This window comes from Asticcacaulis sp. (assembly GCF_051954415.1).
Classification (GTDB): domain Bacteria; phylum Pseudomonadota; class Alphaproteobacteria; order Caulobacterales; family Caulobacteraceae; genus Asticcacaulis.
The window spans coordinates 20526-32935 of record NZ_JBQCHT010000041.1; the positions used below are offsets into that span (position 1 = coordinate 20526).

Annotated in this window: 7 protein-coding genes and 1 pseudogene; 6 read left to right on the forward strand and 2 right to left on the reverse strand. The window is 61.0% G+C overall.

Features of this window, described 5'->3' with window-relative positions; translation table 11 throughout:
• Positions 1-108: 108 nt before the first annotated feature.
• Positions 109-1014: a LysR substrate-binding domain-containing protein gene (locus tag ACTHND_RS15965; RefSeq protein WP_440178961.1), complete on the reverse strand. Its 906-nt coding sequence runs from the start codon at positions 1012-1014 to the stop codon at positions 109-111.
• Positions 1015-1270: 256 nt separating this feature from the next.
• On the opposite strand from ACTHND_RS15965, the gene ACTHND_RS15970 reads away from it, so the two are divergent.
• The 6 genes from ACTHND_RS15970 to ACTHND_RS15995 all read left to right on the forward strand — a co-directional run bounded on the left by ACTHND_RS15970 (position 1271) and on the right by ACTHND_RS15995 (position 11523).
• Positions 1271-3535, forward strand: a complete 2265-nt coding sequence (locus ACTHND_RS15970) for a TonB-dependent receptor (protein WP_440178962.1) — start codon at positions 1271-1273, stop codon at positions 3533-3535.
• A 90-nt stretch (positions 3536-3625) separates the two neighbouring features.
• The gene (locus ACTHND_RS15975) at positions 3626-4936 is read left to right on the forward strand and encodes a glycoside hydrolase family 1 protein (protein WP_440178963.1); all 1311 of its coding nucleotides are present in this window, start codon (positions 3626-3628) and stop codon (positions 4934-4936) included.
• A gap of 20 nt (positions 4937-4956) precedes the next feature.
• On the forward strand, positions 4957-5919 hold the full coding sequence (locus ACTHND_RS15980) for a nucleoside hydrolase (protein WP_440178964.1): 963 nt from the start codon (positions 4957-4959) through the stop codon (positions 5917-5919).
• 14 nt (positions 5920-5933) lie between these two features.
• Positions 5934-7127 carry an MFS transporter gene (locus tag ACTHND_RS15985; RefSeq protein ID WP_440178965.1) on the forward strand — a complete coding sequence of 398 codons (1194 nt, stop codon included), beginning with the start codon at positions 5934-5936 and terminating at the stop codon, positions 7125-7127.
• Positions 7128-7132: 5 nt separating this feature from the next.
• Positions 7133-8083, forward strand: a complete 951-nt coding sequence (locus ACTHND_RS15990; RefSeq protein ID WP_440178966.1) for an alpha/beta hydrolase — start codon at positions 7133-7135, stop codon at positions 8081-8083.
• A 98-nt stretch (positions 8084-8181) separates the two neighbouring features.
• Positions 8182-11523: a glycosyl hydrolase gene (locus ACTHND_RS15995; RefSeq protein ID WP_440178967.1), complete on the forward strand. Its 3342-nt coding sequence runs from the start codon at positions 8182-8184 to the stop codon at positions 11521-11523.
• Between the two features lie 257 nt (positions 11524-11780).
• Here the strand turns inward: ACTHND_RS15995 and ACTHND_RS16000 are convergent.
• Positions 11781-12118: pseudogene (locus ACTHND_RS16000) on the reverse strand (phosphomannomutase/phosphoglucomutase); the annotation flags it as partial.
• Between the last annotated feature and the right edge of the window lie 292 nt (positions 12119-12410).

The following is a 12410-nucleotide window of genomic DNA, read 5'->3' on the forward strand; positions in this document are numbered from 1 at the left end:
GCACATCTCATTATTTGAGACGTTTATGGAGGAAGTCCGGGGACAGCGATAATTCAATCGACCCATAGGTCATATCAGCGAGATTTATGATACGCGCCGATTGAGATGTCAGAAATCCCTGGCGCAACTCACCAGAAATTCCTTGAGCCACAAGGTGCCGGCATCATTATCCTTGTTGCGGTGCCATTGCAGGCATTCGGTGAAGGTGGCGATCGGCACCGGCGCCTTCAGCACTTTCAGCGGCAGCCGCTCGGCGAACAGGCGGGCCGTGCGGCTGTGGACCGTGGCGATATAGGGCGTGCCGATGATGGTGTCGGCCACCGCGTTGAAGGTGGGGGCAAAGACGACGATGCGGCGGTCTATGCCCAGCATGTCCAGGGATTTCTGTTCGATGTGGCGCGGATTTTTCGGTCCAAGCGTCACGCTAACATGGCGCATGTTCAGATAGGCTTCGGCGGTGAGCACATCACCGACCTCGGCGTTTCCCGACCACACAATGCAGGAAAAATCATCACTGAAAAGCGGCACATGCGGATGGAGGGGAAAGGTAAGCCCTTGCGGCGTAATGAGAAAATCCGCCTGTCCCTCATTGAGCAGCGGGCTGGTCATCTCGGAATTGAGCAGAACCAGCAGGTTGATATTGGGCGCCACCTCTGCCAGGCGGCGAATCACCCGCGTCAGAAAGGCGCTGTAGACATAGTCCGAACACACGATGGTGAAGTCGCGCTCCGCCGTCGCAGGATCGAAGTCCGAGCGCGTGATGATAATGCGCTCAATTTCTTCCAGGGCCGTCTTGACCGGATCAGCCAGGCTCTTGGCGAAGGGCGTGGGCTCCAGCCGGCGGCCGACGGAAACGAACAACTCATCCTCGAAATGCACGCGCAGGCGTGACAGCGAATTACTGATGGCCGGCTGGGTCAGGCTGAGAATGCGGGCCGTCTCGCTGACCGTCCGCCCCTGAAGCAGATGGTCAAGAATGACCAACAGATTAAGATCGAGCCGATGAAATCGCATTTAACCGCCTGCTTTTTATTGCGTTTTATTCTAAACGAAATCAATGTTCGCGGCTTCAAACTACACGCTCGCCGCATCCGCGCAAGCCATAAGGTTTCGTGATGGATTGCATTGAACGATTGAATTTGCGGCAATTGGCCGCCTCCCCTAGCCTGACCTTGCCAAAACAGGACGGCGCGTACAATGCCGTCTTTAACAGAGAGAAACGCTGTCCGAATCCCAAACATGGGCGGACGCATCACAGGGAAGGACGATAATGACTCGTCGTAACAATATCCTGGCCTTGATGGCCACCGGCAGCCTGGTTGCCATCGGCACGGCCGCCTTCGCGCAGGATGCCGCTCCCGCCGCCAAGGACGACGCCACCGTTGTCGTGGTCACGGCGCAAAAGCGTGAACAGAAGCTCCAGGACGTGCCCATGGCCATCACGGTTGCCGGCGCCGCCCAGCTTGAACGCCAGCAGATCACCACCGTGCGCGACCTCGATCGCGTCTCCCCGGCCGTCACCTTCGTCGACGGCGCCCCCGGCGGCGGCGCCGGCATTCGCGGCATCGCCACGCAATCGTTCACCCCCTCAGCCGAAGCCTCGGTCGGCATCGTCGTCGACGGTGTGCCGCAGGGCAATGTCAACGCCTCGAACCTTTTCGACATGGAGCGCGTCGAAGTGCTGCGCGGCCCGCAGGGCATGTTGTTCGGGCAATCGGCCTCGGCTGGCGTTATCAACATGGTCACCAAGGCGCCGAAGATCGGTGATACGTCAGGCCGTCTCCATATCGATTACGCCGATCACGGTACGGCCGGATCGGAATATGGCGAGCGCGTCGCCCAGGGCGTGCTGAACCTGCCCATCGACGACCATTCGGCCGTGCGCGTCTCAGCCTTCTATAACAACACCAATGGTGTGGAGCGGGACAATGCCATCGGCGGCGATAACCAAAATACGGATATGGGTTTCCGGGTCCGTTACCTCAACAACATCACCGACAAGCTCAAATTCAACCTGATCGCCGACTACGACTACCAAAAGTATGAAGGCAACCACACCTTTGTCTTCCGCAAGGCGACCAGCGCAGCGGTCGTGGCTGCGCTTGCCGCCTGCGGCATCACCGCTTCCGAAGACAACAACACAGGCTGTTCGAAATATCCGTCGAACGAAACCTATACCAATGCCGGTCTTTCGGCACAGTTCGATTACGAGATGGGCGATTACACCCTGACCTCGATCACCTCTTATCGTATGCGCGACCTGGGAGACCACAACACACTGGATATCCTTGCCCTGCAAGGCGACGGCGTCTACCCGCAACTGCTCCAGGACCAGACCGGCAAACTGCGCCAGGCGTCCCAAGAAATCCGCATTACCTCGCCTGCCAGGGAAAAGTATGACTGGGTGGCCGGCGCCTATGTGTCACGCTCGACCTACAACAATCACGGTTCTGCCGGGCTTACCATCGTGCCGGACCCTGTCGCCTCCATCCAGCAACTCGGTGACTATGCTGTGGCCACCAATACGGCGGCTGTCTTCGGTCAGTTGAACTGGAACTTCACCTCGCAACTGACCGGCCTGATCGGCGTTCGCGCCAGTCAGGTCACGGTTTCTGACAGCGAGGTCTTCACCAAGGTGCTGACCCTGCCGTTCCAGCCTTTCCCGCCCTTTGACCCGGTAACCACCGAAATTGACCTGCTCGACCCCACCGGCACGTCGCCCGGCCCGCATACGGCCGGACTATCTACCACGGTCAGCAATGTCTCCGGTCGCATTGGTTTGCAGTATAAGGCCAGTCCTGACCTTATGGCCTACGGCACGATCAGCCGCGGTTTCAAGGCCCCGCAGATCAATGACACCGTTTTTGGAAATACGCCGACTGTCGTCCGTCCGGAAATCCCGACCTCTGCCGAACTGGGTGTCAAGGGCATGGTCGGGCGTGTGGGCGTCGATGTGAACCTGTTCTATACGCAGGTGAAGGATTATCAGGGCCAAAGCTGCGTCTTTACCCCGGCGCTCACCTGCGGCGCTACCAATGTGTCGGAAGTCATTTCCAAGGGCATTGAAATCGACCTGTTCGGCAAGCCCATGCCCAACCTGACATTGAACGGCGGCTTCATCTACAACCCGGTCACCTATCCCGACCAGTATACCGGCTCGGACGGCACAGAGATCGGCGGCACACAGATGACCGGCGCACCCAAGTACAAGTTCAACCTGTCCGGCGAATATGTTATCAATTTCGCCAACGACTATCAGGGCTTCATCAATGTCGACACGACTTACAAGTCGCTGATCCATATCTATCCGTCGAGCGATACGAACTATGATGTCGCGGCCCACTGGATCACCGGCGCGCGTGTCGGCGTGAAATTCCCGGACCGCAACACGACCCTCTCCCTTTATGTCCGCAACATCGGCAACACGCCGGACCCGGTCAATATTTATCCCGGTCCGTCAGCAGGCGACACGCAGCAGATCGTCGGCAAACAGGGCCTGCGCGTCGTCGGCATCTCGCTCGACAAAAGCTTCTAAACTTCCAGCCCAAGCGTACTGGCTCGCCTCCGTCCAAAGGAGGCGAGCCGTCTTTTTCCTCCGGCCGCTGACTTTTCAAGGTGAATCCCCATGCTGTCCCGTCGCACCCTCGCCCAATCCACCCTCGCTCTCATGGCTTCCGGCGCGGCCGTGGCCAGTACCGCGAAAGCGGCCAAACCCGGCTTCACCTTCCCGAAGGACTTCCTGTGGGGCGCCGCCACGGCCGGCCATCAGGTAGAAGGCAACAACGTCAATTCCGACATGTGGCTGCTGGAGCACCTGAAGACCAGCCCTTTCAAGGAGCCCTCTGGCGACGCCTGCGACCACTACCACCTGTATGAACAGGACATCGCCATGCTGGCGAAGCTGGGCCTGAAGGCTTACCGCTTCTCGCTGGAATGGGCGCGCATCGAGCCGGCAAAAGGTGAATTTTCAGCCGCCGAGATGAACCATTATGTCCGCATGGCGCAGACCTGCCTGAAGCATGGCGTCAAGCCCGTCATCACCTATAATCATTATTCCGTGCCGGTCTGGTTCGCGGCGCAGGGCGGTTTTGAAAATCCGGAATCGCCTGACCGGTTCGCCCGTTTCTGCACCTATGCCACCGCTGCCATCGGCCCTTACACAGCGCTAGCCGCCACTTTCAACGAACCCCAACTGGGCTACGTCCTGCGCTGGATGGTGCCGGACTTCATCGTCGCCGGTATGCGTGCCTCCATGGTTGACGCGGCAAAGGCCGCCGCCTCGGACCGCTTCGCCAGCATCCAGTTCGCTGATCAGGACAAGATGCTGCCGAACCTGCTGGCCGCGCACCGGAAGGGCTATGAGGCCATCAAGGCCGGTCCCGGCGATTTTCCGGTCGGTGTCACCCTGGCGGTTCATGATGTTCAGGCCGTGGGCGAAAACAGCCGCGCCGATGAATTCCGCAGGCAGGCGTATGGCCCATGGCTGGATCTTGCCCGGACGCACAGTGACTTTGTCGGCGTGCAGAACTACAGCCGTATGCGCATCGATGCCAAGGGGCCGATGCCCCCCGAGGCCGGCGTTGAACTGAACCAGCAGGGCGAGGAATTCTGGCCGTCCTCCCTGGAACACGCCATCCGCTACGTTCATGCCGAAACCGGCAAGCCGATCTATGTCACGGAAAACGGCCTCGCCACCGAGGATGATACCCGCCGCTGCGCCTATATCCCGCTTGTCCTGCAGGGTGTCGCCAACTGCCTGAAAGATGGTGTGCCGGTCAAATCCTATATTCACTGGACTCTGCTCGACAATTTCGAGTGGGTCTTCGGCTACGGCCCGAAACTGGGCCTCGTCGCCGTCGACCGCGCCACGCAAAAGCGGACGCCCAAGCCCAGCGCCCTCCTGCTTGGCAATATCGCCAGGGCCAACCGAATCTGAACGGCTGCATGGAGAATATCATGCCGGCCATCGCACGCAGGACGTTCCTGACCACAGCCGCTGCTGCCGCCGCCAGCGCAGGCAAGGCTTTAGCGGATGTGGGCAGCCCCCGCTCGCGCCTCATTGTGGACAACGATTTTGCCGGCGATCCCGACGGCATTGCCGCCCTCGTCCACCAGTTGTTGTCGCCGGCAACGCATGTCCCCCTGATTACCTCATCGGCCCTGGATCAAAGCCTCGCCCGGCTGGCCGGCGCCGGCCACCCGGACAAGACCGCCTTTAGCGGCGGGAATTTGGCCGCTGAAGTTGTCAGGCGTATAAACCCGTCGGTTCCTCCGAAAGTGATCGCCGGCGCCGACACCTTCGGCATTGCAAAGGATCAATTGTCAGCGGCGGCCGAGGCGATCGTCACCGAGGCCAACCGACCCGATCCGCTGCCGCTTTTTCTGACCTGCGGCGGCCCCCTGACCAATGTGGCGGCAGCCCTCAGGATCGATCCGTCCATTGCCGGCAAGATGACGGTGATCTGGATCGGTGGCGGCGGCTATCCGGCTGGGGGGCCGGAATACAACCTCATGACCGATATCGAAGCCGCCCGCCAGGTCATGGAACGGTCACAGGTGCCCGTATGGCAGATTCCCGAAACCACCTACAGGACCCTCATGCTTGCGTTCTCGGAACTTGAGTGGATTTCCCGCCAGAACAAAGGCCTGGCCGCATGGGTTTATGAGCGCCTCACCGATGTGCCATCGTTTGTCAAACTGGATGGCGCGCGCGGTCTTGGCGACAGCGCGATGGTCCTGCTGACCGCCCTGTCATCCGAGGCAGGTCGTTATGCCGAGACACAGGCCAGACGCATTCTCGACCGCGGTCAGTATGGGAACGCGATCCCCGGTCGGAAAATCCGGGTCTATGACACGCTCGATGCCGACCTGGTGATCCGGGACTTTCTGGCCCGCCTTCGACTCTCTGCCACACCATGATTGAGGAAAATAGAATGGCCGTTTCAAACGCCCGCGAAGGCAATGCCGCGCAAGGCATACTCCTGTGCATGCTCTCCACCCTGTCCGTGGCGGCGGCCCTGCTGATCGCGCCCGTCCTGCCCAAGATCATCGCTGCCTTCCCGCATGATCCGATGGCCAACACAAAGGTCATACTGGCGCTTTCCGTGCCGGCACTGGTCGTCGCCATCACCGCGCCCTTCGCCGGGCGCCTGACCGATAAGACCGGCCGCAAGGGCCTGCTGCTGGCGTCGCTGGTGCTCTATTTCTTTTGCGGACTGGCGCCTTTTTTCCTTAATGATCTCAACGCCATCATCGCTTCGCGCATCGGCGTCGGCCTGGCGGAATCGGGCTTCATGACCGCCTCCACCACCCTGATCGGCGACTATTTCAAAGGGCCGCGCCGCGAAAACTGGCTGGTCGTCCAGACCAGCATCGCCTCGGTTTCCGCCGTGGTTCTGGCGGCGGTTGGCGGCTTACTGGGTGACCTCGGCTGGCGGGTGCCGTTCCTCATCTACGGCCTGCCCATCCTGTTCATTCCGCTGGTCATGCTGCTGATCCGTGAGCCAAGGCGCGAGGCCGACGAGCCCGAGGCCGGCCGCTTCCCGCTGATGTCCGTGCTGCCGCTCTATGTGGTCGGTCTGCTGGCGGCGACCTTCTTCTTCATCATCCCCATCCAGACGCCCTTCCTGCTGACCGAACGCGCCATGGGCTCGTCACAGGTGATTGGCCTGACCAGCGCGGTCGGCGGCATTGCCGTGCCGCTGGGCGGCCTGGTCTTCAAGATGCTCAGCCGCTGGAAGCTGACGCAGCACCTCTCGCTGGCTTTCGCGCTCATCGCCGGCGGCCTGGCACTCTTCGTCGGCAATGGCAGCTATGCCGTCACCTGCGTCGGCATCGTGCTGACCGGACTCGGCTGTGGCATCACCCTGCCCGCCATCCTGACCAGCATCATGGCCAAACTGAGCTTCGATCAGCGTGGACGCGGCACCGGCGGCTGGCAGACGGCCTTCTTCCTCGGCAACTTCCTGAGCCCGGTCATTGTTCTGGGCCTGACCGCCAAACTGGGCAAGCTTGATCAGGCGCTGACCGCCTTGGCCGCCGTCAGCGGTGGCCTGCTGGTCTTAAGCCTGCTCGCCGCCCTGATCGGCGCGGCGCAACCCAAAGCAACAAAAACACAAAAGGGGTAAACACCATGAAGCGCCTGTCCATTGCCGGTTCGATCCTGTCATTGTCGCTTGCCTGCGGCGCACCGGCTTTTGCCGAAACGCCCCCCGGATTTGACCAGTTCCTCGCCATCTTTAAAGCGCATCCGCCGCAGCCCGTGGCGCCGCCGGATATCAAGGCCATTCCCCTCTCCACGACCGGCTCACCTGAGACGACGCAATGGGAGAGCATGGAAGGCTGGATCACGGCACGCAATGTCACCCAACCGGCGCTTTATCCGGTGCTGCCCGCCCCCGGCACGGCTAATGGAACCGCCGTCATCATCGCCCCCGGCGGCGCCTTCCTGACGCTCGCCTTCGATACCGAGGGCCGCGAAGTGGCCAAATATCTGGCGGCGCGAGGCGTGACCTGCTTCGTCCTGACCTATCGTGTGGATCAAACCCCGCGCGATATCGACGGCCTCGCCGCCGCCATCGCCAGTCGTGTCGGCAAGGCGCCCGCCAAAATGACCCATGGCGATATCCCGGCCTCTTCCGAAGCCCCGGCCCTGGCCGATGGTCTCGCCGCCATGTCCTACGTGCGCAGCCATGCCGCTGATTACGGTATCGACCCGAAAAAGATCGGCTTCATGGGCTTTTCCGCCGGCGGCATGGAGACAATGAACGTCGCCACCTATTATGACGCCGCTACCCGCCCGGATTTCATCGGCGTCATTTATGGCGCCATGGACGATGCGCCCGTCCCCGCCGACGCCCCACCGGCCTTCATTGCCCTGGCCGCCGATGATCCTCTGCTCGGTCATGCCAGCGTGCCGATCTTCGATGCCTGGCGCGACAGCGGCCACTCCGCCGAACTGCATATCTATGCCCACGGCAGCCATGGCTTCGGCATGCGGAAGGTCGGTACCAGCGCCGACCACTGGATCGAGGACTATTACAATTGGCTGACGGCCGAGAAACTGGTGGTTTCAAAGCGCTGATAGGAACTATCATTCTTTGTGATTTGCGGCTACAAATCCCGATATATAGATTTAAGTATCAATAATTGGCCATTTAACAGCCAGCAGGGACGAAATCCATGACCGCATTTACCCCCGCCCGCGCCCTCAAAGCCCTTCTGCTGGCGTCCGTTTTCTTGACGCCGGCTGCGCCGCTCATGGCCGCCGAACCGGATTCGGTGGCCGCCGGCTTTACCAATCCGCCGCAAAGCGCGCGGCCACGCGTCTGGTGGCACTGGATGAACGGCAACATCACGAAAGAAGGCATCCAGAAAGACCTCGACTGGATGGCGGCGGTCGGCATCGGCGGGGCCCAGACCTTTGACGTCAATCTAATGACGCCGCAGGTGGTCGAAAAGCGCCTGGCCTATATGACGCCCGAATGGGACGACGCTTTTCGCTTCGCCGCCACAACCGCTGACCAAAAGGGCCTGGAGCTCGGCATCGCCGCCTCTCCCGGCTGGAGCGAAAGCGGCGGTCCGTGGGTGAAACCTGCGGACGGCATGAAGAAGGTCGTGTGGAGCGAGACCGTTGTTTCCGGCGGCAAGGCGCTGAAACTGCAACTGCCCGCCCTCCCACGCATGACAGGCCCTTACCAGGCCATGCCGAAACAGGCCGAGATCATGGGCCCAGTGCCCGATCCGGATGCCGCGCCGAAGTTCGGAGGCGAGATCGGCGTTTACGCTTATCCCGTAACGGAAACTACCCTGCCCCTGCCGGTCATCCGCGCCGACGATACCATGCTCGATGCCAAAGCCCTGACTGAAGTGGGTGCAGGTGCCGAATTGCCGCCGCTGTCGGTGGAAAAGCCTGTGGTAATCAATATCGACTACAAGATGCCGCAAACCGTCCGTTCGCTGACACTCTATTTCCCAGGCGCCGCCTCGACCTTTGACCGCGCCAACTACACGCCGGTACTGGAAGCCAGTACCGATGGCCAGACCTGGCGCAAGGTCGCCGATATCCCCCTCAGCCTGGTGCCGAGCACGGCCGGTTTCGCCGCCGTGACTGCCAGCCATTTCCGCCTCGTGCTGACACAGAGACCTGCCGCCGGCCCACCGCTTTTCCTGCCCCTGCCGGGTGCCGACATGGGGCCCATGAAGGATTTCGGCAAGCCTGGCCCCCTCCATGTCGCTCAGCTCAGCCTGTCTGATCAGCCGGCCGTCAACCAGTTCCAGGCCAAGGCGGGTTTTGCCACGGTAGACGATTATTACGCACTCGATGCCGGCACCGCCCCTGCCGAAACCGGCGTAGCCACGACTTCCGTCATCGACCTGACCGCTAAGGTTTCGACCGATGGCACACTCACCTGGACGCCCCCGAAGGGCAAATGGAAGATCGTCCGCATGGGCTGGTCCCTGACCGGCATCGAAAACCATCCGGCCACCGCCGAGGCCACCGGCCTTGAGGTCGACAAGTACGATCCGGTGGCGGTGCGCAGCTATATCGAAACCTATCTGGCGGGCTATGAAAAGGCCGCCGGCAAGGATCTGATCGGCGCCCATGGCGTGCGTGCCATGGTGACGGATTCCACCGAGGTCGGTTCGTCAAACTGGACACCGGCCCTGCTCGACCAGTTCCAGAAGCTGCGCGGCTATGATGCCCGCCCCTGGCTGCCGGCGCTGACCGGCGCACTTATCGGTACCCGCGCCCAGACCGATGCCTTCCTCTATGATTACCGCCATACCCTGGCGGACCTGATGGCCAGCGCCCACTACGGCACCATAGCCGATGTCGCGCATGAGCACGACCTGACCCTCTATGGCGAGGCGCTGGAAAGCTCACGCGTGACGCTCGGCGATGATATGGCCATGCGCAGCCACGCCGATATCCCGATGTCGGCCATGTGGACCTATCGCCCGGAATTCGGCCCCACCGCCGTCGCCATCGCCGACATGAAGGGCGCGGCTTCGGTGTCGCATATCTACGGCCAGAACCTTGTGGCCGCCGAATCCCTGACCAGCGCCTTCGCCCCCTGGGCTTTTGCGCCGTCCGACCTGCGTCCGATGATCGATCTGGAATTCGCCAGCGGCGTCAACCGCCCTGTGATTCACACTTCGGTTCATCAGCCGCTCGGCGATGATAAGAAGCCCGGCCTGTCGCTGATGATCTTCGGCCAGTACTTCAATCGCAATGACACCTGGGCCGACATGGCGAAGCCGTGGGTCGATTACATCTCGCGCAATGCCTACATGCTTCAGCAGGGCCGAAACTATGCCGATGTCGCCTATTTCTACGGCGAGGAAGCGCCGCTGGTGACGCTCTATCACAACCACACGCCTGCCGACGCGCCGAAGCAGTATGCCTATGATTACGTCAATGCCGGCGCGCTGCTGGACAAGTTGTCGGTAAAGGACGGCAGCCTGGTGACGGATAGCGGCGCGCAGTACCGCGTGCTCTATCTCGGCGGCACCAGTGCGCGCATGACCTTGACCACGCTGCGCAAGATCGCGGAACTGGCCGATGCCGGCGCCACCATTGTCGGCCAGGCGCCGACGGCTTCGCCCTCGCTTAATGACGATCCGGCCGAGTTCGCCGCGCTGGTCAAACGCCTATGGGCTGGTGAAGTGACCAAGATCGGCCAGGGCCAGGTCATCGCCTCAAGCGATGTCGAGGCCGCGCTGAAATCCGTCGGCCAGACACCGGACTTTGCCTACACCGGCGATGCGCAGATCCTGTTCGTCCACCGTCGCGTGACGGATGGCGACCTCTATTACGTCAATAACCGCGAAGCCAGGCCGGTGCAGACCGAGGCCCGCTTCCACGTCAGCGGCAAGACGCCGGAACTGTGGCACGCCGATAGCGGCACAAGCGAACCGGTCAGCTACCGCACCGAAGGCGACACCACCATCATCCCGCTCGACCTGCTGGCGCAGGAATCGGTATTCGTCGTCTTCCGCGAGCCGGCCAAGGCCATGTCCGCCACGGTAACGCCGGCCACATGGCACCCGGTCGCCGATCTCGGCAATGACTGGAAGATCAGTTTCGATGGCCTGGCCGCCCCGGCGCCGATCGCCAAAGGCGCCCTGGGCTCACTTGCCGACAGCGCCGATCCGGCAGTGAAATACTTCTCCGGCACCACCACCTACCGCACCACGCTCACCTTGCCGAAAGGCGTCAAGCCCGGCGCGCCTTTGAAACTCGATCTCGGCAAGGTCGGTGATGTGGCTGAAGTTTACGTCAACGACCAACCGGCCGGCACCGTGTGGAAGGCGCCCTACAGCCTCGAAGTCGGTACGCTGGTGAAAAAAGGCGCCAATGTTATCGAAATCCGTGTCGCCAACCTGTGGGTCAACCGCCTGATCGGCGATGCCCAGCCCGGCGCTCAGAAGGTCACCTTCACCGCCGCTCCGACCTACACGGCCGAGGCGCCCCTGCGCCCTTCCGGTCTGATCGGCCCGGTAACCTTGCTGAAGAGGTAGTTCGGCGCGGATTCCATCGGGTTTCTGCGGTCGACATCATTATCGATAATTCGGGTAACGCTGTTGAAGTCTGAATCAGTCGCATGAAAGCGCCATGCAGATCTGCTGGCACCTGTCGCGTGTTTTGGTCTGTATTCACCTGGTTTAGGGGGCCAGACAAGTGTCTCTTTGCTCCCAGACCTTGCCGATGGTCGGCAGGCATCCGCCTGCCTGCGGCTGCGGTTGAACTGACTACCTCGTCAGTTCGGTCTGAGCGATAGGCTGCCCGTTTCTTCCGGTCCGAAGGTCACGTCTCTTAAGCCGGTCCAGCCTTGTCATTGTGCGAGGCAGTGACCATAGCGACGCACGGCGCATCCTGGTTGAATTGCGCGAAATAGGCGATGGGCGAGAGGCATAGTCCGATATCGATCACCTCTATCCCGGCCTGCATCAGGCCAAGGGCGTTCTTGATATTGGTTGAATAAGATCGGAAATCATGGCCGGTGACCAGCTTCGGGGTGACGCCACGCTCGTGGATATAGGTGCCGAGCCCAAGGCCCAGGGCCTGGATGCCAAGCAGGTTCATGTTCTTGCCGAAAACCCAGCCCGCGTCATAGGTTAAGGCCGCCTTTCTTATCTCGTCGCCAACCTAAGTTTTAAACGATGTGCCGCCTGCCTTGTTTCGCACAGCCTGTGAGCCCCAGACTATTGTCACCCAGTTACTCAATTGATAAAAAAAACAACAATTTATCGATTCAGCGATATAGTACCGCAAATTCAACATGTTTTTACAGCGGTTTACAGACGAAAAAAGCGGTGCAATTGCACCGCTTTTTTCGTCTAAGTCATTGATTTGAATGGCGCACTCGAAGAGATTCGAACTCCTGACCCTCAGATTCGTAGTCTGA

Coding starts and splice junctions, on each gene's coding strand:
- ACTHND_RS15965 (WP_440178961.1), bottom strand. CDS start 1,014: ATGCGATTTCATCGGCTCGATCTTAATCTGTTGGTCATTCTTGACCAT.
- ACTHND_RS15970 (WP_440178962.1), top strand. CDS start 1,271: ATGACTCGTCGTAACAATATCCTGGCCTTGATGGCCACCGGCAGCCTG.
- ACTHND_RS15975 (WP_440178963.1), top strand. CDS start 3,626: ATGCTGTCCCGTCGCACCCTCGCCCAATCCACCCTCGCTCTCATGGCT.
- ACTHND_RS15980 (WP_440178964.1), top strand. CDS start 4,957: ATGCCGGCCATCGCACGCAGGACGTTCCTGACCACAGCCGCTGCTGCC.
- ACTHND_RS15985 (WP_440178965.1), top strand. CDS start 5,934: ATGGCCGTTTCAAACGCCCGCGAAGGCAATGCCGCGCAAGGCATACTC.
- ACTHND_RS15990 (WP_440178966.1), top strand. CDS start 7,133: ATGAAGCGCCTGTCCATTGCCGGTTCGATCCTGTCATTGTCGCTTGCC.
- ACTHND_RS15995 (WP_440178967.1), top strand. CDS start 8,182: ATGACCGCATTTACCCCCGCCCGCGCCCTCAAAGCCCTTCTGCTGGCG.